Here is a 22,932-nt window from a genome sequence, read left to right on the forward strand (position 1 = left end):
ATGACCGACAATGCCCGTCCTGCCCGCCCTGTGATCCTGGGACAGAACCAGTACGGCAAGGCCGAGAACCGCGTCGTCAAGATCACGCGGGACGGCGACACCCATCACATCAAGGACCTGAACGTGTCGGTCGCGCTGAGCGGCGACATGGAAGAGGTCCACTACTCGGGCTCCAACGCGAACGTCCTGCCGACGGACACCACCAAGAACACGGTGTACGCCTTCGCCAAGGAGCACGGCATCGAGTCCGCCGAGCAGTTCGGCATCCACCTCGCCCGGCACTTCGTGACGAGCCAGGAGCCGATCAGGACGGCGCGCATCCGGATCGAGGAGTACTCCTGGGAGCGCATCGAGACCTCGGACGCCAACTCGAAGTTCATCGGCGCCGACGAGGTCAAGCACTCCTTCGTGCGCAAGGGCCAGGAGACCCGGGTCAGCCAGATCACGTATGACGGTTCGTCATGGGAGATCATCTCGGGGCTGAAGGACCTCGTCGTGATGAACTCGACGAACTCCGAGTTCTGGGGCTACGTCAAGGACAAGTACACGACGCTGCCCGAGGCGTACGACCGCATCCTGGCCACCCAGGTCTCCGCCCGCTGGCGCTTCAACTGGTCGGGCGACGACCAGCAGATGCCCAACTGGGAGAAGTCCTACGACCAGGTCAGGAAGCACATGCTCCAGGCCTTCGCGGAGACGTACTCGCTGTCCCTCCAGCAGACCCTGTACCAAATGGGTTCGCGGATCATCAACAACCGCAGCGAGATCGACGAGGTCCGCTTCTCGCTCCCGAACAAGCATCACTTCCTGGTGGACCTGAAGCCGTTCGGCCTTGAGAACGACAATGAGGTCTACCTCGCGGCGGACCGCCCGTACGGGCTCATCGAGGCCACCGTCATCCGTGACGGCGTCGAGCCGCGGATCCCGGTGGACCTCACCAATCTCTGACCCTGCCCGCTGCCCCCGGCCTGCCTTGCTCGCCGGGCGGGGGCGGCCCTCCTTCGGCACCCGTGGCTTCAACGACCGCGGCACTCAAACCTCCTAGGGTCCTGCCGTGCCCACCCCCGAACGAAGAAGGACGCACCATGGCAGCATCGGCGGAAGTCCAGCGGATCGTCATCGAGAACTGTGCGATCGCGACGGTGGACGCGGGTGACACCGAGTACACGTCGGGCCACGTCGTCGTCGCGGGCAACCTCATCGAGTCCCTCGGCGCGGGCAAGGCCCCGCAGGGCCTGGAGAACGTCGTACGCCGCATCGACGGCACCGGCCACCTGGTGACCCCGGGCCTGGTCAACACGCACCACCACTTCTACCAGTGGATCACCCGGGGTCTGGCCACCGACCACAACCTCTTCAACTGGCTCGTCGCGCTCTACCCGACCTGGGCGCGCATCGACGAGCAGATGACGTACGCGGCGGCGCAGGGCTCCCTCGCCATGATGGCCCGCGGCGGAGTCACCACCGCCATGGACCACCACTACGTCTTCCCGAAGGGCTCCGGAGACCTGTCCGGCTCGATCATCCGGGCCGCGCGTGAGACGGGCGTCCGCTTCACCCTGGCCCGCGGCTCCATGGACCGCAGCGAGAAGGACGGCGGACTGCCGCCGGACTTCGCCGTCGAGACCCTCGAAGGGGCGCTCGCCGCCACCGAGGCGACGGTCGACGAGCACCATGACGCCTCCTTCGGCGCGATGACGCAGGTGGCCGTCGCGCCCTGTTCGCCGTTCTCCGTGTCCACCGAACTGATGCGGCACGGCGCCGAGTTGGCCCGCCGCAAGGGCGTACGGCTGCACACGCACGGCTCGGAGACCGTGGAGGAGGAGCAGTTCTGCAAGGAGCTGTTCGGCATGGGCCCGACCGAGTACTTCGAGTCGACGGGCTGGCTCGGCGAGGACGTGTGGATGGCGCACTGCGTCCATATGAACGACTCCGACATCGCCGCCTTCGCCCGTACGAAGACGGGTGTGGCCCACTGCCCGTCCTCCAACGCCCGCTTGGCCGCGGGCATTGCGCGCGTCCCCGACATGCTCGCGGCCGGCGTCCCGGTCGGCCTCGGCGTCGACGGCACGGCGTCGAACGAGTCCGGCGAACTGCACACCGAACTGCGCAACGCGCTCCTCATCAACCGCCTCGGCGCACACCGCGAGGCCGCCCTGAACGCCCGTCAGGCGCTGCGCCTCGGCACCTTCGGCGGCGCCCAAGTCCTCGGCAGGGCCGCGGAGATCGGCTCCCTGGAGCCGGGCAAGCTCGCCGACCTCGTGCTGTGGAAGCTGGACACCCTGGCCCACGCCTCGATCGCCGACCCGGTGACCGCGCTGGTCTTCGGCGCGGCGGCCCCGGTCACGCTCTCGCTCGTCAACGGCAGGCCGGTCGTCGAGGACAGCCGGCTCCTGCACGTCGACGAGGACGCCATCGCCCGCTCCACGCGGGACCAGGCACAGCGCCTCGCGCGCATCGCCGCGCAGGCCTGACGGTTCGGCTCACGCGCATCGCCGTACAGGCCTGAACAGTTGAAGATCTCCGGCTGAGGGGGACGGCCCTCGGCCGGTAGCCGTGGACCCGAGCGGGGTCCATGGCGGCCGTATCCGGGGCGTGCACGGAGGTGCGCGCCCCGGGGCGGTCTCTGCCCCGTCAGACGGTCTCCGTTCCTCCCGAACGTCCCCGTCCCGGTCCCGCACGACCGCGCATCACCTCCCTGACACCCGCGTCAATGCCGACGCGTAACCGACCGGAGGAGCCGCCGTGGCCGCCCAGCAGCCCGAGCCCAGCACCGATCCACAACCAACTGGCCAGCCCAGGTACCCAGTTGGCAAGCACCCAGTTGACGAGAAACTCCCGCCCCTGAAAATGGCCACCAGCGGCCTTCAGCACGTCGCCGCCATGTACGCCGGGGTCGTCGCCCCACCGCTGATCGTCGGCGCCGCCGTCGGTCTCTCCGCCACCGAGCTGACCTTCCTCACCGGCGCCTGCCTGTTCACCGCGGGCCTCGCCACCTTCCTCCAGACGATCGGCTTCTGGAAGATCGGCGCCAGGCTCCCGTTCGTCAACGGCGTCACCTTCGCCGGTGTCGCGCCCATGACCGCGGTCGTCGCCTCGATCAAGGACAAGAGCGACGCGCTGCCGGTCATCTTCGGCGCGGTCATCGTGGCGGGCGTCCTCGGCTTCATAGCCGCCCCCTTCTTCAGCAAGGCGGTCCGCTTCTTCCCGCCCGTCGTCACCGGCACCGTCATCACGCTCATCGGCGTCTCGCTGTTGCCGGTCGCCTTCGGCTGGGCGCAGGGGCCCAACCCCGCGGCAGACGACTACGGTTCGACGACCTACCTGGGCCTGGCCGCCGCCACGCTCCTCATCGTGTTGCTGCTGCGCCGCTTCACCCACGGCTTCGTCAAGCAGATCGCCGTACTGCTCGGCCTCGTCATCGGCACGCTCGTCGCGATCCCCTTCGGCGTCACGGACTTCGGACCGGTGGCCGACGCGGACGTGGTCGGCTTCCCGACGCCGTTCCACTTCGGCGCCCCGCAGTTCCAGGTCGCCGCGATCCTCTCGATGTGCGTGGTGATGGTGGTCTCGATGACCGAATCGACCGCGGACATGCTGGCGTTGGGCGAGATCGTCGAACGCCCGGCCGACGAGCGGACCATCGCGGCCGGCCTGCGCGCCGACACCCTCGGCTCGGCGCTCAGCCCGCTCTTCAACGGCTTCATGTGCAGCGCTTTCGCACAGAACATCGGCCTGGTCGCGATGACCAGGATCCGCAGCCGTTACGTCGTCGCCACCGGCGGCGGTTTCCTCGTACTGATGGGTCTGTGCCCGATGGCCGCGTCGCTGATCGCCGTCGTACCGCGTCCCGTTCTCGGCGGCGCGGGCGTGGTCCTCTTCGGCTCGGTCGCGGCCAGCGGCATCCAGACCCTCGTACGAGCGGGCCTGGAGAAGGACAACAACGTGCTGATCGTCGCCGTGTCGCTGGCCGTCGGCATCATCCCGATCACCGCGCCGGAGTTCTACCACGCCTTCCCGGAGACGGCGAAGATCGTCCTGGACTCGGGGATCTCGACGGGCTGTGTGGCCGCCGTGGTCCTCAACCTCGTCTTCAACCACCTCGGCAAGGGACAGGACGCGGACGACGTGACCCATCCCATGGAGGCGGGCGACGATCTCAAGGCGGTCCCGGCCCACTGACACCCCGGGCACACGGAGGGCGCGGCACCTAGGGGGTGTCGTTTGGATCACCCCGGGTCCGCGACGCCTGGCACGGCACGGCACCTCGCCGCGTTGTCGCATCACCCGAGTACGTCCAGTACGCGGGTCATGCTCCGCCTTGCGATGCACCGCACCATGCGCCGCGGCCTGATCCGAGGTGATCCAAACGACACCCCCTAGGGGTGTCGCGCCCTCCGCCGTGCCTTGGGTCGGGCGGCCGTACCTTCGGTCATGCCGCCCTGCCTTCGGTCAGGTCAGCCGATGTGGAAGCTGTCGCCGTACACTTTCCAGTCCAGCGGCGGATTCAGGCTCAGGTTCCGCTTCTGGACGAAGACCCGCTGCGCGGTGTCGACGCGGCTGGTGTCCGAGTGCGCCTCTTCCTGCTTCATCGCCCAGACGCGCGCGTCGAGGAACGCGTTCAGGTACGTCACCTCGTCGCCTCCCTGGGCCGGCGGCTTGGCCTTCGTCAGGGCGCGTCGCCGGATGCTGCCGAAGCTGGTGCTGTCGCCGCCGTTGCCGTGCATCACGATGGCGTCGTAGTAGGTGAACTGGCCGAGGACGCCGATCCCGTCGGTCTTGCCCTGCTTGACGGACGGGTTGAAGTAGACGCGGTCGCGCTCGTCGTTCTGGGCCTGCTGGAACGCCGAGTCCTGGGCTGCCCTTGCCCAGTCGCCCGGGAACCCGGGGTCCAGGCCCTGGTGCGAGTCGGTGCCGTCCACGTTGCGCAGGGCGGGCAGGTATTTGGCGAGTACGTTGCCGGGCTTGCGCTGCGCGTACAGCTCCACGAGGTCGAGCATGTCGCCGGTGCCGGAACAGAAGCCGATGATCCCGGCCGTGTAGCCGCGCCCGTCGCCGATGTCCTCGATGTACTTGTACTGCGCCTTCCAGTCCAGCGAGGAGTTCTCCGCGCTGGACACCAGCTTCATGGCGATCTCCTTCTTCGCCGGGTCGTCCAGACCGACCGCCGCGGCGGTCGCGGGCTGGCTCGCGATGACAGGACCTGCCACCAGTGAAGCTCCGATCAGGGCGAGCAGGGTGCGGCGTGACGTGCGTATGTGGGGGGTGTGCACGGTACCTCCGTTGGGGAGAGTGTCGCTTCCGCGTACTGTTAGGAAAGTTTCCTACCAGAGATTGCGGTTGACGTATACCCGTCAGGAAGGGATCGGATCTCGCGGGTTCCTCTACGGTCGTACGGCGCCGGGTGGTCGTATCCGGGGTTCAGGCGCGGCGGAAGGCCTGGCAGGGCTGGGGCCCGGGGAGGCGGCCGGTGAAGAACGACGTGGGCGGAACGCCCATCAACGTGCGGAAGTCGGCGGTCATGTGCGACTGGTCGTAATAGCCGGTGGCGATGGCCAGTTGGGCCCAGGGGGTGTCCGGCGCGCTGCGCGCGTGCGTGAGAATGTGGCGTACGCGGGCGATGCGGGCGTAGTGCTTGGGGGAGATGCCGATGCCGTCCGCGAAGAGGTTGCGCAGCTGGCGTTCGCTGACGGCGAGGCGTCCCGCCAACTCCCGTACACCCAAGGGTAGATGGCCCTCGTCCGTCGACATCGCCGCGACCGCCGCGCGGAGCAGTCCGGTACGTGAGGGGTCGGCTGGGGTGAGCCGTTCGGGCAGGGCCTCCGCGAGGTGGGGGACCACCTGCTCCGGCTTCAACGGAATTAGTTCGTCGGCCAGTTGGGCGGCATGGGCGCCTGGGAAGTCGCCGAGCGGTGCGACCCGGCCGACGAGATCGACCGCCGCCACGCCGAGCAACGGGCGCGCCGCTCCCGGCCCCAGGCGCAGCTCCACGCAGGAGGCAAGGCGCTTGCTCGCATGGTAGGAGGCGCGGGTGCGTGGCCCGACGACCAGGACATCACGGCGGCCGTTCTCCTCGACCCGCACCACCATCTTCGTTGCCGCGTCCGGGACATGGGTGAACGGTTCGCGCAACTCGCCGTCGACGGACGTGAAGGCGGCGCCGACGAACCAGGGCCGCAGCACCCCGGGCAGTGCCAGGCGCTCCTCGGCGAGACCGCTCGCGCCGGACTTGGTCTCATACGGGGTGGTCACCCCTCCACGGTAGACGCGCCGGGGCATCGGCCGGGCCCGGGAACCGTGCCGGAATTTCCTAGCGGCCGACCGCACCGGCTCGGCACGGTGAAGGACATGATCCTAGTGACCGGTGCCACGGGCACCATCGGCAGTGAACTTCTACGGCAGCTCGCCGCGCGCGGTGAGAAGGCCCGCGCGCTGACCCGGGACCCCGCCCACGCTCAGGTGCCCGCCGGCGTCGAGGTGGTGCGCGGCGACTACCACGAGCCCGCGTCCGTCGAGGCCGCCATGTCCGGGGTGTCCGCCATCTTCGCGGTGGGCGTCCTCGGCCCCGGCGACGCGGACGCCGACGCGGCACTGGTCGCGGCGGCGCGGGCGGCGGGCGTACGGCGGGTCGTGAAGCTTTCCTCCATCGGCACGGGTGACCCTGTCCTGGGCAACTGGCACCTTGGAGGTGAACAGGCCGTACAGGCAAGCGAGTTGGAGTGGACGGTGCTGCGCCCCTCGTCCTTCGCCTCGAACACGCTGAGCTGGGCGGGGGCGATCCACTCCGGCGCCCCGGTGCCCAATATGACCGGGACGGGCACGCAGGGTGTCATCGATCCGCGTGACGTGTCCGAGGTCGCGGCCGAGGCGCTGCTCGCGCCGGGACACGCGGGCCGCACATACACCCTGACCGGACCCGAGCTCCTCACCACGTCCGACCAGGCAGCCGCCCTCACCGAGGCCCTCGGCCGCCCGGTCGCCACCGTCGACGTACCCCCGGACGCCCTACGGGCGCAGTTCCTTGAGGCCGGAATGTCCGAGACCTACGTCGAAGGCGTTCTGGCGGGTACGGCGTACGTGCGCAGGGGCGGGAACGCGGTACTGACCGAGGACGTACGCCGGGTACTGGGCCGTGAGCCGGGTACGTATGCCCGGTGGGCGCGCGATCACCGGGAGGCGTTCGCGCGGGGCTGACGGCCGGCCTCGGGTGTCTCCTCCTCCGTGGCAGGGGCGCTTTCCGCCACGGCGGAGGCGAGGCGCCCCGGCCGCAACAGCGCCGCCGCCAGCACCAGCGCGGTCGCGGTGATCCCCATGCCGACCGTGAACGCCAGCTGATAGCCGTCCGCCGTCGCCGCGACGAGCCGCTCGCCCTCGCCGAGCAGCCGCTCCGTGCGGCTCGCCGACAGGGTCGTGAGGACCGCCAGGCCCAGTGAACCGCCCACCACCTGGGTGGTGTTGAAGAGCCCGGAGGCCAGTCCCGCGTCCTCCTCGCGGGCGCCCGACATGGCGAGTCCCGTGACCGCCGGCATCGCGGCCGCGAATCCGGCGGCGAGGAAGAGCAGCGGAGGCAGCACGTCGGCGAGGTACGTGCCGTCGGCCGGGGCCCGGCTCAACAGGCCCATGCCCGCGGTGATGAGGACGAGCCCGGCGAGCAGTACCCGGTACGGGCCGAACCGGGCGATCGTCCGCGCCGACAGGCTCAGCATCAGCACCCCGATCGCGATCGGCGCGGGCAGGAACGCCGTACCAGTGAGCAACTCGCTGTAGCCCAGAACGCGTTGGAGGTAGAGCGCGCCGATGAACTGGAAGCCGAACATCGCCGAGATCATCAGGGTCAGGACGATGTTCGCACCCGTCAGGGCACGGGAGCGGAAGAGCCGCAGCCGCAGCAGCGGGCGTGCGGCCCACGCCTGCCGCACGGTGAATCCGGCGAAGAGGGCGAGCGACACGGCGGCGAGGGTGAGTGTGGTGCCCAGCGCGCGGTCACCGGCGCCGACGATCGCGAAGACGGTCAGCATCAGCGCGCCCGTCACCAGCGCCGCCCCGGGATAGTCGGCACCCTTGCCGAGGCCGGCTCCCTGATCGGGGACGAGGATTCGGAGCGCCGCGAAGAACGCCACCGCCCCGATCGGCAGGTTGATCAGGAAGATCCAGTGCCAGCCGACCGCCTGCGTCAGCGCCCCGCCGAGGAAGGTGCCGAGCGCCCCGCCCCCCGCGCCGACCGCGCTGAACACCGCGATGGCGCGGGCCTGTTCACGCGGCTCGGGGAACAGGGCGACCAGCATGCCGAGGACGACGGCCGAGGTCATCGCCCCACCGACACCTTGCAGCGCGCGGGCGGCGACCAGCATGCCCTGGCTGGTGGCGACCCCGCACAGGACGGACGCCGCGGTGAACACGGCGAGCCCGGCGACGAACATCCGCTTGCGGCCCACCAGATCCCCGAGCCGCCCGACCAGCAGAAGCAGCCCGCCGAAGGGAATCAGATACGCGTTCACGACCCACGCGAGACCCGGGCCGGAGAAGCCGAGGTCGCTCTGGATCGCGGGCATCGCGACGGTGACGATGTTCCCGTCCAGGACCGTCATCAGCGTGCCCGCGCACAGCACCACCAGGGCGGCCCAGCGGGAGTATGTTCGTGGTGGCGGCGACACGACGGTTCGGAACTGCATGGCGATGACCTCGGCGTTCTCCATAGGTGCACGACTTGTAACGGGGTACATCGTGAGCGACCATGGAGACCGGCATAAGGAGGCACTTCGATGTCCCAGGGGAACACCGGTGTTACCGCGCAGGCAGTGCACGCGCAGGCCTGCCCGGTCCGTGAAGTTCTTGACAGGGTCGCCGGAAAATGGAGCGTTCTGATCATCGTGGCCGCCGCGCACGGACCGATCCGGTTCACCGAACTGGAGCGCAGCGTGGAAGGCATCAGCCGCCGCATGCTCTCCCTCACCCTGCGAAATCTGGAGCGCGACGGACTCGTCACCCGCACCGTCCATCCGACGGTGCCGCCCAAGGTGGAGTACGAACTCACCCCGGTGGCCCACGAGTTGCACGCGACGCTGCTGTCCCTGACGGACTGGGCCGAGCGGCACCGCGGCACGATCGCCGAGTCGCGCGCGGCCTACGACGCCCAGCACCGGCCGGAGCTGCTTGACGTGTAGGCCGCGCGCGACCCGGCGATTTGTTCTCACGGCGTCGCGAGCGCCTCCGTCGGGGACAGCCGCGACGCCCGGACCGCCGGGTAGAGGCCGGCCAGTCCGCCGATCACCAGGGTGGCCGCGACGCCACCGGCCAGCGACCAGGGCGGTACGACGGTCGGCCAGCCCTGGTAGAGGGCGTATCCGGCGGTGACGGTCAGGCCCAGCAGGGCGCCCGCCGCGCCGCCGAGGGCGGACAGCAGCAGGGACTCGGCCAGGAACTGCGTACGGATCTGTCCCCGCGTCGCGCCCAGCGAGCGGCGCAGCCCGATCTCCGCCCGGCGCTCAAGGACCGAGATGACCATCGTGTTCGCCACCCCCACCCCGCCGACGAGCAGGGCGACCGCGCCCAGACCGAGCAGCAGCCCGGTGAACGCCTCACCCGCGGCCTGCTTGGCGGCCAGCGCGTCCGAGGGTCGGGAGACCTGGACCTCGCTCGGTGCCTCGGGGTTGGCGGTGGCGCCCAGGGCCGAGCGGACCGTCGCCACGGACGCGTCGGCCGAGCGGGTGTAGACCGTGGTGGCATGCCCGTCGAACGCCAGCTCCGACTCGGCCACGGGCCAGCCGACCAGCGTCGCCGTGTCCAACTCCGGTGTCAGCTGCGACGGCTGGAGAATGCCGACCACCGTGAACCAGGTGCCGCCGACCAGCACCTGCGTGTCCGCACTCGCGTGCCCGATCCCGAGCCGCTGGGCGGCCTTCGCGCCGAGCACCGTCGCCGGGTAGCGGCCCGTGCCCCCGTTCAGCCAGGTTCCGCTCGCCAACTCGGCGCCGATCGTGGCCCGTAGAGACGTGCGGGCCGCGTACACCGCGATGCCGTTCGTCTGCGCCTCGGGAATCCGGTCGGTGCGGTAGACCTTCGCGTCCTCGGCCCTGCCGATCGCCGACACGGACTCCACGCCGTCGATGCGGGACACCATGTCCTCGGCGGTGGAGGGGAGTTCCGCGTCCCCGCCGGTCAGGGTGGAGCCCGGTGACACCGTGAGCAGATTGGTGCCGAGGGCCGCCAGCGCACGGTCGAGATCGGCGCGGGACGAGGACGAGATGCCGACGACGGCGACCATCGCCGCGATGCCGATAGCGATACCGAGCGCCGAGAGGAAGGCCCGCAGCGGCCGGGTACGCAGGCCGACGGCGCCTACTCTGACGACGTCGCCGGGGCCGAGGTGGGCGGGGCGCAGTACATCCGGAGTCAGGGGCGGTGCGTCCGTGGTCATCGGACCGCCTCCCGCACCACGTCGCGGGCCGCATGGGCCGAGTCCTCGACCACCCGGCCGTCCCGCATCCGCACCCGCCGTGGCAGCGAGTCGGCGATCTCCCGGTCATGGGTGATGATCACGACCGTGGTCCCGGTGGCATGCAGTTCGCGCAGCAGCCGCATCACCCCCAGGCCCGACACAGAGTCCAGCGCCCCCGTCGGCTCGTCGGCGAGCAGTAGCGGAGGATCCCCGGAGACCGCGCGGGCCACGGCGACCCGCTGGCGCTCGCCGCCGGACAACTCCTGCGGCTCGTGGTGCATTCGGTGCCCCAGGCCCACCCGGCGCAGCGCCTGCGCCGCGCGACGGCGGCGCTCGGCCGGCCGCAGCCCGGAGTAGAGCAGACCGTCGGCCACGTTCTCCAACGCCGTTGTCCCGCCCGCCAGATGGAAGCGCTGGAAGACGAAACCGATCCGGCGCGCCCGCAGCGCCGACAGCCGCGCGTCCGACAGCGCGCCCGCGTCGTACCCCTCGACCCGCACACTGCCCGACGAGGGCCGGTCGAGCGTGCCGAGCATATGCAGCATGGTCGACTTTCCGGAGCCCGACGGGCCCACGATGGCGACGAGTTCACCGCGCGCGATCGTCAGGGACACCCCGGCCAGCGCGGTGACGCCGCCCGGGTAGACCTTGGTGACATCGGTCAGCGAGATCATGCGGGCATCCCCACCTTCGTACCCTCGGCAATGCCCTCGCCGGTGATCTCCACCCGCCCGTTCGCGAACAGCCCCGTCTCGACAGCCACGTACGCCGTGGTCGACCCCTGTACGACCTCGACGCCGAAACCGCCGTCCGGAAGCACGACGAGCGCGGCGATCGGAACGGTGAGGACGTCTTTGCGCTCGCCCGCCGTGAAGAAGACGTCGACGGCGGCCAGTACGTAGGACGCGGCCGCTTTCTGCGCCTTGGCGCCGTCCAGTGCGACGGTCACCTTCACCTTGGTCGTCGGATCCTGCTGCCCGTCGTCGCCGGGATCGATCTCGGTGGAGACGTCCTCGATCCGGCCCTCGATGCTCGTACCGTCCGGCAGCTCGACGGCGACCTTTGTGCCCTTCTCCGCCAACCGCCGGTCGGCGGTGTCGAGTTCGAGCGTGACGACCTGGGTGGTGCCGGTGTACGACAGCACCTTCTGGCCCGGGCCCGTGGTGGCGCCCTCCTCGGCGTCCACCGCGTCCACGCGCACGGCGCCCGGCGCGAACACCACCCGGCCCAGCTCGACTGCGCCGGTCTCGTCCAGGCCCCGGTCCTCCTGCCACTCCTGCACCGCGTCGGCGGTCGCGTCGGTGTACTCGTCGTCGACCGTGAAGCCCGAGTAGCCGAGCGCGTCGAGGTTCCGCTCCAGCGCCTCGACGTCCGCGCCCTCGACGCCGGGCTTCAGGTCGCGGTACGCGGGAGTCCCGCCGTACATCAGGGTTACGGGCTTGTCGTCGACCTCGTACAACGTCCTGCCCCGGCTGATCTTCTCGCCCGCTTCCGGGAGTTCGGTGACGGTGCCGGCGACGCGGCCGGTCGCGGCGGTTGCCGTTCCGTAGCCGAGTTCACCGTCCTCGGACTGGCTGTCCTTGAGGGTCTGGCGGGTCACGTCGGCGCTGGCCGGGGGGAGTTGCGAGGCGGACGCGGCGCCGGATCCGTCACGTCCGGCCAGACCGAGCCCGGCGGCCGCCACTCCGCCGACCGCGGCGAGGACGCCCACGGCGATGACGGCGTTGCGGCGGCGGCGCTTGTGGCGCCGGCGACGCATCGGTTCGGTCGGTTCCGAGGGGGAGAACCCGGTTTCGGGTTGTGTGTACTCGGGCGGGGTTTCGGAATGCGCCTGCTCGGAACGGACTTCAGGCAGCGCTCGCTCGCGCGGGCCCTGTTCGGACCGGACTTCAGGCAGCGCCCGCTCGGGCGGGGATTCAGAGGGTGTGTGTTCGGGAGAAGTGTCGTCGGGCACGATCGCCGCCTCACTCATCGCCGGCCTTGTCGTTGGACGGACCTTCGCCGCCTTCAGGGGCGTACTTGTCGCACGTCTTCTGGGCCTTGTCGAAGTCGGGGTCCTCGGCGATGTCCTGATTGATCTGAAGGCCCGCGCTGCCGGGCTCGGGGTCGGGGAAGTCCTCCACCCCGTTGTCGCGCATGCACTGGGCGAGCTTGCGTACCCGCTCCTCCGCCTCGGGGTCGGCACTGGCGTCCCCGTTCTGCATGGGGTCGTACTTGCGGCAGGCCTCCATCGCCTTGTCGACCTCGCCCTTGGGCAGCTGACCGGTGATCCGGAGGCCCTTGCCGGGCTCCGGATCCTCCACGTCCACGCCGTGCTCGCGCAGACACTGCGCGAACTTCATCCCTTGGTCGTCCTGCGCGCTCTTGCTCGCCGCCGCATCGGTTTCCACCGTGTCGTCGCCGGAACCACATCCCGAAAGGGACAGGGCAAGCGCGAGGGCGAGTGCCGGCGGGAGGGCGGCGAGTGTGCCGCGGGTCCGCTTCCGCATCGCGTTGTCTCCTCATGTTCTGACCGGAGGAGTTCTCCGGCCACTGGCCAGGAGGGAACAGGACCGGGTGTTTCTCCAGCGTTTCCACGGCACTTGAGTGCCCGAGGTGCGGCCTGCCGACGATCACTAACAGAAAGGAAACGCGACACCCGGCACCCTTGCTCTGCGGAGCGCTCCGCCCACAGAGAGGTGTGACCGGATGCGGGTACTGGTGGTCGAGGACGAACCGATGCTCGCCGACGCGATCGCGGAGTGGCTGCGCGGCCATGCCCACGCGGTCGACACGGCGTACGACGGAGCGGCGGCACTGGAGCGTGCGACGGTCGTCGACTATGACGTGGTCGTCCTCGACCGCGATCTGCCGCTCGTGCACGGCGACGACGTGTGCCGGGAGCTGGTCGCCTCCGAATCGAGCGCACGGGTGCTGATGCTCACGGCGGCCGCCGAGGTCACCGACCGCGTCCACGGCCTCGGTCTGGGCGCCGACGACTACCTCGTCAAACCCTTCGCCTTCCCCGAACTCACCGCCCGTGTGCTGGCGTTGGGGCGGCGATCGCGTCCCGCCGCGCCTCCTGTGCTGCGTCGCGCGGGGCTCACCCTGGACCCGGCCCGGGGTGAGGTGTTCCGCGGCAGCCGTTACGTCCCCCTGTCGAAGAAGGAGTTCGCCGTGCTGGCCGAACTACTGCGCGCCGAGGGGGCCGCGGTCTCCGCCGAGCAGCTCCTGGAGAAGGCGTGGGACGAGCACGCCGACCCGTTCACCGGGGCTGTCCGTCTCGCGGTGCTGAAGCTGCGCCGCAAGCTCGGGGACCCGGCCGTCGTGGAGACCGTCACGGGAGTGGGGTACCGGATCCTGTGAGCGATTCCGTGAGACATCCGGTGAGCGGGGCCGAGCCGCGGCCGAGGGTACGCACCCAGTGGCCCCGCCGGTTGCTTCCGCGCAGGATCACCCTGCGCACCCGCCTCACCATGATCTACGGCGGCCTCTTCTTCGCGGGCGGTGTGCTCCTGCTCGGTGTCACCTACGCCCTGCTCACCCAGCAGCTCGACCGCTCAGGGCCGCGGTTGGTCTCCGAGTCGCGGGCGGACAGCGGCACGCCCTCCGCCGAGCCGAGCGGCGAACCGCACAGCGATCGGACACTGGTCTCCGACGGGGGCGCGGTACCTCCTTCGGACTTCGACGACCTTGAGAACTGGATGGGCGTAGAGCGCAACCGGCTCCGGGACGTCGCCACCAACTCACTGCTCACCCAAGGAGGCCTCGCGCTGCTCGCTGTCGGCGGCGTCGCGGCCGGGTTCGGCTGGCTGATCGCGGGGCGCGTGCTGGCACCGCTGCACCGGGTCACGGACACCGCGCACCGCATCGCCAGCTCGCCCGCCGCCGACCGGGGCCTGCATGAGCGCATCGCGCTGCGCGGCCCCGACGACGAGGTCAAGGATCTCGCCGACACCTTCGACACCATGGTCGAGCGGCTCGACCGCTCCTTCGACGGCCAGCGCCGCTTCGTCGCCAACGCCTCCCACGAACTGCGGACCCCGCTGACGCTGGGCCGCGCACTCGTCGAGGTGGCCATGCATCGCAAGACGGCCTCCGAGGACGTCCGGCAACTCGGCGAGAACCTGCTGGAGATCAACACCCGGCACGAGCGGCTGATCACCGGCCTGCTGCTCCTGGCCCGCTCGGAGAACGAGATCGCCGAACGGCTGCCCGTCGACCTCGCCGACGTGGTGACCCATGTGACGGACCAGATCACGGCGGAGGCGGAACGCGTCGGAGTCACCGTCCAGGACAAGGCCGAGGAGGCGCTCGTACTCGGTGACGCGCTGCTCCTCGAACGCCTCGTCCACAACCTGGTGGAGAACGGCATCCGGCACAACACCGGCGACGGGGGCTGGGTCCAGGTGGTCAGCCGTACGAACGACGAAGGCCGGGCGGAGGTGGAGGTCACCAACTCCGGTCCCGCCGTGCCTCCGTACGAACTCCCCGCCCTCTTCGAGCCCTTCCGCCGCCTCGGCGTCGACCGCGTGGTCACCTCGAAGGGCGCCGGTCTCGGCCTGTCCATCGTCCGCTCCATCGCCCGAGCCCACGGCGGAGAGGCCTTGGCCCGCCCACGCGAGGACGGAGGCCTGACGGTGACGGTGACACTGCCCGGGTGCCCGCAGGACGCATGCCCATGACGCCGACGCGACGCCCTTCGGGCCGTAGGCCCAGCCGGTGTCAGAGGCCGAACCTCGGTGGGTCGGTCGCCAGCGCACGGAAGTACTCGCGCGGATCCGCGACCAGCCTGCGTTCCTTGAGGTCCAGCAGCCCTCCGACGCTGGTCAGTTCGGCGGAAACCGTGCCGTCCGTCCTGCGTATCGTCTGCTCGACCCGGAAGGTCTTCCCGTCCCCCCAGGCAAAGCCGCACGTCACCTCGACATCGTCGCCCGCGCGCAGCTCTCGCAGATAGCGGATGTTCGTCTCCAGGACCACCGGGCCCACGCCCTTGCCCATCAGCTCCGTCTGGCTGATCCCGGCAGCGTGCAGCAGCGACCAGCGGGCGTGTTCGGCGTACTGCAGATAGACGCTCTGGTTGAGGTGTCCCTGCACGTCGGTCTCGTACCCGCGGACGGTCACTGGGACGGAAAACAGCTCTGCCACGACTTCCCCTTCAACGACGGTCAGGTCTGATCCAATCGGTCCAACTCCCTTCTACAGCAAGCCATTCCGTCCTCCTCACACGCGCCGAGGCGAAGCCAGTACATACCGGGACCCAGTGCGCGGCTCCGTGTGCTCGCCGACCTGCCAGCCCGCCTTCTCCAGGGTGGCCGCACAGGCACGCAGCGACTCCGGGTCCGGCTCGCGCACGGCGACGGCCTCCGGCTGCGGTGTCGCGCGCACCCGATAGCCGGCGCTCGCTGCATCCGCGTCCGCGGGGCGGTGGCCCGCCGCCTCCAGGGCGAGCGCCGCGGCCTGCACCAGATGCGTCCGCTCCCATCCGCAGGGACGGTCCGTGGCGCCGTCCGGATTGGTCATCCGGCGCATCTCCAGCAGCCCCTGCCAGGCGCTGTGCACCTCACGTACGCGGGCGGGCCCGGTGCCGGCCGCCGCCTCGCCGCCGATCCGCGCGGCAAACACCCCCGAGCCGGTGGGCGCGTACGTCTGCGTGACCATGACCGGTTCGGGCTCGGGAGCCTCACGTATGCGATGCCCGGCAGGCGTCAGGAAGTGGTCGCGCGGCGGCCTGGGATGCCGGAAGGCGAGCCCGCGCTTCACCAGTGCGGCGAGCTGGGTCTCCGTACCCCTCAGTCGTCCGGTCACGGGGTCGGCGGCGTCGATGACACGCCGCTGTGCGGCGGACGGCGGTCGTGTCACGGCGCGCTCCCTCCAGGGTCGGTCAGTGCTCCTCGGGCCCCCGTCCCGCCGGGGAGAGCGGCTCATGAGAACAGTACGAGTCGGGTCTGACATTCCAGCGGGCCACCACATGCCGCCGGTGCTCCGTGCTCAGCCGGCTCATCGTCCCGGTGGCGAGCTGGAACAGGGCGCCGTCCCCGGCGGGCAGCCCAAGCCGCCGCGCGGTCAGCACCCGCAGGAAGTGCCCGTGCGACACGACCACCACATTGCCCTCCGCCTCGGCGAGCGCCGCGTCGATCTTGGCCAGCATCCGCTCCGCGCGCGCCCCGACCTCGTCCGGGCTCTCCCCGGGGTGCTCGGGCGGCCCGGGTGTGACCCCGTCCGTGAACAGGAACCAGTCGGGTCTGCTCCGGTGGATCTCGACGGTCGTGACCCCCTCGTACCCGCCGTAGTCCCACTCGGAAAGATCCGCGTCCACCCGTGCCCCGCCGATCCCGGCCAGCCGTGCCGTCTCCTGGGCCCGCTGCATCGGGCTGACGAACGCCGCCGCGATGTGGTGCCGGGCGATCAGCGGAGTGAGCCTGCGCGCCTGATCCCGACCGTTCTCGGTCAGCGGGACGTCGGTCGACCCCGTATGCCGCCCGGACAACGACCACTCGGTCTCACCGTGCCGTACGAGGAGAAGGTCACCCATCGCCGAAACCCTTTCTGTCCCTTCGCACGCAACTGTCCTTCGTACGGTGACACCGGCCGGCGGCGCTCGCAGCACCGGCTGCGCCGGTCGGCCCTACGGCGGGTACCCGCTACTGCCGGTACCCGCTCAGGAACCGCCCGATCCGGCTGATCGCCGCGTCGAGGTCGTCGGCGTAGGGGAGGGTGAGGATGCGGAAGTGGTCGGGGCGGGGCCAGTTGAAGCCGGTGCCCTGGACGACCTGGATCTTCTCGCGGAGGAGGAGGTCGAGGACGAACTTCTCGTCGTCGTAGATCTTGTGGACCTCGGGGTCGATGCGCGGGAAGGCGTACAGGGCGCCCTTCGGTTTCACGCACGAGACGCCGGGGATCTCGTTGAGCTTCTCCCAGGCGCGGTTGCGCTGTTCGTGGAGCCGGCCACCGGGGGCGGTCAGTTCGTGGATGGACTGGTGGCCGCCGAGCGCGGCCTGAATGGCGTACTGGGCGGGCGCGTTGGCGCACAGCCGCATGGAGGCGAGCATCGTCAGGCCCTCCAGATAGCTGCGCGCGTGCTGCTTGGGGCCGGTGACGACCAGCCAGCCGGAGCGGAATCCGGCGACGCGGTAGGTCTTCGAGAGGCCGCAGAAGGTGAGGACGACCAGGTCGGGGGCGAGTGCGGCGGCCGAGTGGTGCACAGCGTCGTCGTACAGGATCTGGTCGTAGATCTCGTCGGCGAACACCATCAGGCCGTGGCGGCGGGCGAGGTCGAGGATGCCCTCGATGATCTCCTTGGGGTATACCGCGCCTGTCGGGTTGTTGGGGTTGATGATGAGGACGGCGCGCGTCCGGTCGGTGATCTTCGCGGCCATGTCGGCCAGGTCCGGGTACCAGTCGGACTGTTCGTCGCAGAGGTAGTGCACGGCCTTGCCGCCGGCGAGCGTGGTCACCGCCGTCCAGAGAGGGAAGTCCGGGGCGGGGATGAGGACTTCGTCGCCGTCCTCGATGAGCGCCTGGACCGCCATCGAGACGAGTTCGGAGACGCCGTTGCCGAGGAAGACGTCGTCGACGCCGACCTCCAGGCCACGGTCCTGGTAGCGCTGGGCCACCGCGCGGCGGGCGGAGAGGATGCCGCGGGAATCCGTGTAGCCGTGTGCCTGGGGGAGCATCCGGATCATGTCCTGGAGGATCTCGTCCGGCGCCTCGAAACCGAAGAGCGCGGGGTTGCCGGTGTTGAGGCGCAGCACGCTGTGGCCCGCCGCCTCCAGTGCGTCGGCGTGCTCGATCACCGGGCCCCGGATCTCGTAACAGACCTCGCTGAGTTTGCTCGACTGCCGGAACTCCATGCGCTGTGCCCTCCGGTTCGTTGTGATGCTTGGTTTTACCAAGTAGCCGCTTGGAAAGTCCAACAACATGTCTAGACTGCGTCGCATGTCACCTCGCCGTAGCTACGACCAGTACTGTTCCGCCGCCCGGGCGCTCGACGCCGTCGGGGACCGCTGGACCCTCCTGATCGTCCGCGAACTCCTCGGTGGGCCGCGCCGCTACACGGACCTGCACGCGGACCTGCCCGGCGTGAGCACGGACGTCCTCGCGTCCCGGCTCAAGGACATGGAGCGTGACGGGCTGACGACCCGGCGGCGCCTTCCGCCGCCCGGTGCGGCGTACGTGTACGAACTCACCTCGCGTGGAAGGGACTTGCTGCCCGTTCTGCAGGCGCTCGGGGACTGGGGTGCCGCCGAGCTGGGCGAGCGGCGGGCCACGGATGCCGTACGGGCGCACTGGTTCGCGTTGCCGCTGCTGCGGGGGCTGGAGGGCGAGGGGCTGGTGGAAGTCCGCCTGGACGAGGGGGACTTCCATGTGTGGCTGGGGGCCGAGGACGGGGCCGTGTACGGGGACGGGCCCGCACGGGAGGAGCCGGACGTCCGGCTGTCCCTCGACACGGGTACCTGCGAGGCCGTGAGCCGGGGGGACTTGACCTTGCTGGACGCGGTGCGGGAGGGGCGGGTCGGGGTGGTGGGGGAGGGGACGCTGGCGAAGGGGTTGCGGGAGGGATCTTTCAGCCCGTCCGGCGTTTGAGGACGAGCGCGTCAGCGCGACAAGGGGGGTCGGGGGCGCAGCCCCCAGGTACGGGACGGGCAGGGGCGGAGGGGCGAAAAACATCCCCTGCCGCACCACGCGCCAGGGCCCGCCCCACCTCCACCGGGAGTGCGGCGGGCCCCCGTCCCACTACAGGTCAGACGCCCCGTGGCACCCGGGACGGCCGCCCCGACCCCCGCGTCAGCGCGTACCCGCCAATGCCCGCCAGCGCAGCGAGCACGCCACCGAACGCGGTCCACACCCAGCGGTCGGACCACCACCCGGAGGCCCAGCCGTCATCGGGCTCCAGAGACGACAGCGTGGCCGTGGTCGAGTCCTCGGAGTCATCGTCCGACGACTTGGCGGTGATCGCGATCCCCGGCACCAGCGGCTGCGCGAGTGCACCGTCAACCGCCGCCGCCCCGCCGATGTCCTTGGAGTCCACCTGGACCTCTGCGCTGAGCGGCAGGCCCAGGTCGGCGGCCTGCAGCCCGGTGGCGGTCAGCCGGATGTAGTACGTGCCCGGCAGTGGGTCATCGGCCCAAGTCTCCGACCAGGCACGGACGTTGCGCAGGGTGCAGGACAGGTCCACGGAGGCCGCGTCCTGCGCCGCCGTCCGCGTCTGCGCCCCGTACTGGCACGCCTGGCGGCGCCGCAGCCCGTCGTACACGTCGAGCTGCCAGGTCTGCGCGGCGGTCCGCGCCGAGCCCTCGGGCAGCCGCACCGTCGCCTTCACGGTGGGCCGCTGACCGGCGTCCGCGGGGAACGACCAGTACAGGTAGTCACTCGTGGACCCGCTCGCGGTGGCCTGCTGACCCTGCTCGATCTCGGTCGCCGTACGGAACGACGTACCGGCCTGGGTGGGTGCGGCGCTGTCGTCGGACGGGCTCGCCGAGGGCGAGGAGTCGGCGACGGCAGGGGCCGAGGCCACCCCGATGAGGAGCAGGGTGGCGGTCAACACTCGTCGGATACGCATCAGTTGGTCCTCCATACGGCGACCCGCAGGCGCGAGATCCAGCCCCACAGCACACCCGCGAGGAAGCCGGTGAGCACGAGCGCGCCGAGCAGCCACCAGCCGCGACCGAGGCCGAACGAGGCCACGTCGGAGGCCTGGTCCGGCGCGTCGACGACATCGACCGTCAGCTCCAGCGGCAGTCCGGGCGTGGTCTTCACACCCGCGGCGGCCGAGAAGGAGTTGGCGACTTGGAGGCACACCGTCTCGGCGGTGGCGTCCTCGTCGTCGCTCTCCGCCTTCGGATAGCGCAGACCGGTCGAGATGACATCGGTCCGGCCGGTGCCGGCCGCCTCACCGCGGACGATCTCCCGTCCGCTCAGGGTGACGGCCCGCAGCAACACCCCGTAGTCCGGGTTGACTTCGCGGTCCGCCGCGACGCTCACCGAGGCGCGCAGCTCCTGACCCGGCTCGACGTCCACGCGGTACCAGCGGTGCTGCGCGAACTCCTCACGGTCGGTGAAGAGCCCCGACTCGATCGTGGGCGCCTTGGCACACGACTCGGCACCCTCCACGGCCTGCGGCACCACCACCGGATCGGCGGCGCGGTCCACCAACTGGTTGACCTTGTCGGTGAGTTCGTCGGTGTGCTCCACCGACGTGTACGTACCGCCGGTGGCCTCGGCGATGCAGCTCAGCTGCTCGCGCATCTTGGTGTTCGGCACCAGGCCGAGCGTGTCGATGGTGAGGCCGATCCCCTTGGCCGCGATCTCCCGGGCCACCTCGCACGGGTCGAGGGGGGCGCAGGTGTCCTCGCCGTCACTGATGAGGACGATGCGCTTCGAACCGTTGCCGCCGTCGAGGTCGTCGGCCGCCTTGAGCAGCGCGGGCCCGATCGGGGTCCAGCCGGTGGGGACGAGCGTGGCGACAGCGGTCTTCGCCTCGGTCCGGTCCAGCGGGCCGACCGGGTAGAGCTGTGCGGTGTCCTTGCATCCCGTCTTCTGGTTGTCGCCGGGGTAGTTGGCGCCGAGTGTGCGTATCCCGAGCTGGACCTCCTCGGGCGTCGCGTCGAGCACCTCGTTGAACGCCTGCTTCGCCGCGGCCATGCGTGACTTGCCGTCGATGTCCGTGGCCCGCATCGAACCGCTGACGTCCAGTACGAGGTCGACCTTGGGAGCGGCCTGCTCCGCCGTTTCGTCGGCGACCGCGCCGGCCGGGTAGGCGATTCCGGCCGTCAGGGCGGCGAGCAGGGCACAAAGCCCTGTCGCCAGCCGTTGTCTTGTGATCATCGGCGGATCCTATTGACCAAAGGTGTCGTGCTTCAAAACGAGACCTCTTGGTCGGGCTTCAAGACGGGGGCGTCACCAGCGGGTTGGGGAGCTGCGCCCAGCTGTCCCCTGGAGTCTCCGGAGACAGCCGCATCAAGGTCAGCGCCTTGGTGGGGAGTGGTTCGCTGCGGAGGGCCGCGAGGTCCTGGGTGTGCGGCAGATCGGGTACGACCGTCTCCAACGCCTCGCGCAGAGCGGCCGTCGATCCCGCTGTAGCCCCCAGTGCGCCGCCGACGAGGGCGCCGAAGAGCTTGCGGCGCAGCGTGGTCTCGTCGTCGGTGACGATGCGGCCCGCGAGGTTCGGCACCGGGATGCCGTGGCGGGCCAGGCGGGCCGGGCTGACCCGGATGTCGGCCAGGTCGCGGTAGACGAGCCGGAGGGGGGTGCCCGTGGGGGAGAGGACCACGAGGAGGTTCTGGCCGTGCGCCTCCAGAGCCACGCCCAGGTCGAGCAGGTGCAGACAGACGGTGAGGGCGAGCCGGGTGAACTCGGCCATCCAGACAGGGGATCGGGGCAACCCGGTGGTGGCGAGGGCGGCAACCGGGAGGACCCGCTCGCCGGGGTTCGCGTACATGTCCGGGGACTCCCTCAACACCGCCGCCAGATCAGGGCTGTTGGCGGTTGCGGCGCCGAGGGTCCGGGTGATGTGCAGCGGTACGTCCGGACGCTCCGCCATCGCCTCCAGGAACGCCGAGACCGTCGCGGCCGTCTCGATCGAGTACACCGAGATGTCCCGCACGGAGGAGGTCAGCCGGGCGCTCAGCGCCGTCTTGACGTGCGGCCCGTCCGGCAGGGCGAGGGTGCGCAGCGACATCAACGGGTGTGCGGCGAAGCTCTCTTGCCGCACACCCCCGTTGCTGAGGCCTCCCTTGCCCAAGCCGTCCGTTGTGCCCACCCCCGCCCGGCCCGCACCGCCCAGCACATGCGCCGCCTGCCAGGGGTGGACCGGGATCAGCACACGCTCCCCGTCCCGCAGCCACTTCGGCCACTCACCCGTGACGAGGCAGTCGTCGGAGGCCGCCAGCCCCAGCTCCACCAGCGGCCGGTGCTCCGGCCCGTACGCGAGCTGCTCCGCGGCCGAGAACCCGGGCCGCGAACGGCAGTTGGGGTGGTAAGGGTGACCGTCGACGATCCGCTGCTCCCATTCCCAGCCTGCGACCGGCTCCTGGTCGGCGGGCGGCTGACCGGCGCGGGACAGGGCCAACGAGGCGACACTGTTGCCGAGTTCGGCGGCGAAGGCGGCGGCGTGCGGGACGGCGAGGGCGGTCACGAGCCGGTCCGGACGGTCATGCCACGTACCGTCGAGCCGCACCTCGGTGACGTACGCGGCGGTGGCGTACGGATCCGGGCGCGGGCCGTGCAGCCGGCGGCCGTCGGCCAGCCGCAGGGTGAGACCGTCACGCCCCGCCTCGCGGCGCGCGACCCAGGGCATCGGCTCGTACGCCAGCGCACGCCACAACCGGGTCAGCACGGCCGCCCGCGCGCCGGGCAGCGCGGCCGCGTACGACGCCGACAGGCCGGGCCGTACGACACTCAGTTCGTCCGCGAGCGTGACCTCGGCATCGGCATCGGCCTCGGGCGTGGGGGGACGGTGCACGGTGCGGCTCCTTGGGTACGGGGACGTTCATCGCATGGTCGCTCGCGACGAG

22 protein-coding genes are annotated in these 22,932 nt (G+C 70.6%); 8 read left to right on the forward strand and 14 right to left on the reverse strand.

Going from position 1 to position 22,932, the window contains the following annotated elements; all coding sequences use genetic code 11:
- The 3 genes from pucL to AB0N66_RS01870 all read left to right on the forward strand — a co-directional run bounded on the left by pucL (window position 1) and on the right by AB0N66_RS01870 (window position 4,182).
- Window positions 1-948: a factor-independent urate hydroxylase gene (gene pucL / locus AB0N66_RS01860; protein ID WP_365427020.1), complete on the forward strand. Its 948-nt coding sequence runs from the start codon at window positions 1-3 to the stop codon at window positions 946-948.
- Between the two features lie 137 nt (window positions 949-1,085).
- The gene (locus tag AB0N66_RS01865; RefSeq protein ID WP_365427023.1) at window positions 1,086-2,474 is read left to right on the forward strand and encodes an 8-oxoguanine deaminase; all 1,389 of its coding nucleotides are present in this window, start codon (window positions 1,086-1,088) and stop codon (window positions 2,472-2,474) included.
- Between the two features lie 376 nt (window positions 2,475-2,850).
- The gene (locus tag AB0N66_RS01870; RefSeq protein ID WP_365427026.1) at window positions 2,851-4,182 is read left to right on the forward strand and encodes a nucleobase:cation symporter-2 family protein; all 1,332 of its coding nucleotides are present in this window, start codon (window positions 2,851-2,853) and stop codon (window positions 4,180-4,182) included.
- Window positions 4,183-4,457: 275 nt separating this feature from the next.
- Here the strand turns inward: AB0N66_RS01870 and AB0N66_RS01875 are convergent, their stop codons facing one another.
- Both AB0N66_RS01875 and AB0N66_RS01880 read right to left on the reverse strand, forming a co-directional pair.
- Entirely contained in the window at window positions 4,458-5,273 is an 816-nt protein-coding gene (locus tag AB0N66_RS01875; RefSeq protein ID WP_365427029.1) for a chitosanase, read from the reverse strand.
- 148 nt (window positions 5,274-5,421) lie between these two features.
- Complete coding sequence (locus AB0N66_RS01880) at window positions 5,422-6,252, reverse strand: helix-turn-helix domain-containing protein (protein WP_365427032.1); 831 nt, start codon at window positions 6,250-6,252, stop codon at window positions 5,422-5,424.
- A 96-nt stretch (window positions 6,253-6,348) separates the two neighbouring features.
- On the opposite strand from AB0N66_RS01880, the gene AB0N66_RS01885 reads away from it, so the two are divergent.
- A complete protein-coding gene (locus AB0N66_RS01885; RefSeq protein ID WP_365427035.1) occupies window positions 6,349-7,194 on the forward strand; it encodes an NAD(P)H-binding protein in 846 nt (281 codons plus the stop codon).
- Here AB0N66_RS01885 and AB0N66_RS01890 read toward each other — a convergent pair.
- A complete protein-coding gene (locus tag AB0N66_RS01890) occupies window positions 7,167-8,672 on the reverse strand; it encodes an MFS transporter (RefSeq protein WP_365427308.1) in 1,506 nt (501 codons plus the stop codon). The genes AB0N66_RS01885 and AB0N66_RS01890 overlap by 28 nt on opposite strands.
- Window positions 8,673-8,762: 90 nt before the next feature.
- Here AB0N66_RS01890 and AB0N66_RS01895 point away from each other — a divergent pair, with 90 nt between their 5' ends.
- Window positions 8,763-9,164, forward strand: a complete 402-nt coding sequence (locus tag AB0N66_RS01895; RefSeq protein WP_365427038.1) for a helix-turn-helix domain-containing protein — start codon at window positions 8,763-8,765, stop codon at window positions 9,162-9,164.
- Between the two features lie 26 nt (window positions 9,165-9,190).
- Here the strand turns inward: AB0N66_RS01895 and AB0N66_RS01900 are convergent, their stop codons facing one another.
- Genes AB0N66_RS01900 through AB0N66_RS01915 form a run of 4 tightly spaced genes read right to left on the reverse strand, consistent with a single transcriptional unit; the run spans window position 9,191 to window position 12,927 of the window.
- A complete protein-coding gene (locus tag AB0N66_RS01900; protein ID WP_365427041.1) occupies window positions 9,191-10,417 on the reverse strand; it encodes an ABC transporter permease in 1,227 nt (408 codons plus the stop codon).
- The gene (locus AB0N66_RS01905) at window positions 10,414-11,112 is read right to left on the reverse strand and encodes an ABC transporter ATP-binding protein (RefSeq protein ID WP_365427044.1); all 699 of its coding nucleotides are present in this window, start codon (window positions 11,110-11,112) and stop codon (window positions 10,414-10,416) included. The genes AB0N66_RS01900 and AB0N66_RS01905 overlap by 4 nt, the downstream gene beginning before the upstream one ends.
- Window positions 11,109-12,410, reverse strand: coding sequence for a peptidoglycan-binding protein (locus AB0N66_RS01910; RefSeq protein WP_365427047.1), 1,302 nt, complete (start codon window positions 12,408-12,410; stop codon window positions 11,109-11,111). The genes AB0N66_RS01905 and AB0N66_RS01910 overlap by 4 nt, the downstream gene beginning before the upstream one ends.
- A complete protein-coding gene (locus tag AB0N66_RS01915) occupies window positions 12,403-12,927 on the reverse strand; it encodes a hypothetical protein (RefSeq protein WP_365427050.1) in 525 nt (174 codons plus the stop codon). Before AB0N66_RS01915 ends, AB0N66_RS01910 begins: the two co-directional genes overlap by 8 nt.
- A 199-nt stretch (window positions 12,928-13,126) precedes the next feature.
- Between AB0N66_RS01915 and AB0N66_RS01920 the strand changes: the two genes are divergently transcribed.
- Together AB0N66_RS01920 and AB0N66_RS01925 are read left to right on the forward strand one after the other, a co-directional pair.
- Window positions 13,127-13,783, forward strand: a complete 657-nt coding sequence (locus AB0N66_RS01920; protein WP_365427052.1) for a response regulator transcription factor — start codon at window positions 13,127-13,129, stop codon at window positions 13,781-13,783.
- Window positions 13,784-13,791: 8 nt separating this feature from the next.
- A complete protein-coding gene (locus AB0N66_RS01925; RefSeq protein ID WP_365427055.1) occupies window positions 13,792-15,102 on the forward strand; it encodes a HAMP domain-containing sensor histidine kinase in 1,311 nt (436 codons plus the stop codon).
- A 40-nt stretch (window positions 15,103-15,142) separates the two neighbouring features.
- Here the strand turns inward: AB0N66_RS01925 and AB0N66_RS01930 are convergent, their stop codons facing one another.
- From AB0N66_RS01930 to AB0N66_RS01945, 4 genes are all read right to left on the reverse strand, one after another.
- The gene (locus tag AB0N66_RS01930; RefSeq protein ID WP_365427058.1) at window positions 15,143-15,565 is read right to left on the reverse strand and encodes an acyl-CoA thioesterase; all 423 of its coding nucleotides are present in this window, start codon (window positions 15,563-15,565) and stop codon (window positions 15,143-15,145) included.
- Window positions 15,566-15,640: 75 nt separating this feature from the next.
- Complete coding sequence (locus AB0N66_RS01935; protein WP_365427061.1) at window positions 15,641-16,279, reverse strand: hypothetical protein; 639 nt, start codon at window positions 16,277-16,279, stop codon at window positions 15,641-15,643.
- A 22-nt stretch (window positions 16,280-16,301) separates the two neighbouring features.
- Window positions 16,302-16,952: a histidine phosphatase family protein gene (locus AB0N66_RS01940; protein ID WP_365427063.1), complete on the reverse strand. Its 651-nt coding sequence runs from the start codon at window positions 16,950-16,952 to the stop codon at window positions 16,302-16,304.
- Between the two features lie 109 nt (window positions 16,953-17,061).
- Complete coding sequence (locus AB0N66_RS01945) at window positions 17,062-18,270, reverse strand: pyridoxal phosphate-dependent aminotransferase (protein WP_365427066.1); 1,209 nt, start codon at window positions 18,268-18,270, stop codon at window positions 17,062-17,064.
- Window positions 18,271-18,355: 85 nt separating this feature from the next.
- On the opposite strand from AB0N66_RS01945, the gene AB0N66_RS01950 reads away from it, so the two are divergent.
- Window positions 18,356-19,003 (forward strand): helix-turn-helix domain-containing protein, encoded by a 648-nt coding sequence (locus AB0N66_RS01950; RefSeq protein ID WP_365427068.1) that lies wholly within the window; start codon window positions 18,356-18,358, stop codon window positions 19,001-19,003.
- 157 nt (window positions 19,004-19,160) lie between these two features.
- Here the strand turns inward: AB0N66_RS01950 and AB0N66_RS01955 are convergent, their stop codons facing one another.
- From AB0N66_RS01955 to AB0N66_RS01965, 3 genes are read right to left on the reverse strand one after another with little or no spacing between them, the layout of a single operon-like run.
- Window positions 19,161-19,979, reverse strand: coding sequence for a hypothetical protein (locus tag AB0N66_RS01955; protein WP_365427071.1), 819 nt, complete (start codon window positions 19,977-19,979; stop codon window positions 19,161-19,163).
- Window positions 19,979-21,244 carry a VWA domain-containing protein gene (locus tag AB0N66_RS01960; protein ID WP_365427074.1) on the reverse strand — a complete coding sequence of 422 codons (1,266 nt, stop codon included), beginning with the start codon at window positions 21,242-21,244 and terminating at the stop codon, window positions 19,979-19,981. Before AB0N66_RS01960 ends, AB0N66_RS01955 begins: the two co-directional genes overlap by 1 nt.
- Window positions 21,245-21,302: 58 nt before the next feature.
- Window positions 21,303-22,880, reverse strand: coding sequence for an IucA/IucC family protein (locus AB0N66_RS01965; RefSeq protein WP_365427077.1), 1,578 nt, complete (start codon window positions 22,878-22,880; stop codon window positions 21,303-21,305).
- Window positions 22,881-22,932: the final 52 nt, after the last annotated feature.

This window comes from Streptomyces sp. NPDC093544 (genome assembly GCF_040683495.1).
Taxonomy (GTDB): domain Bacteria; phylum Actinomycetota; class Actinomycetes; order Streptomycetales; family Streptomycetaceae; genus Streptomyces.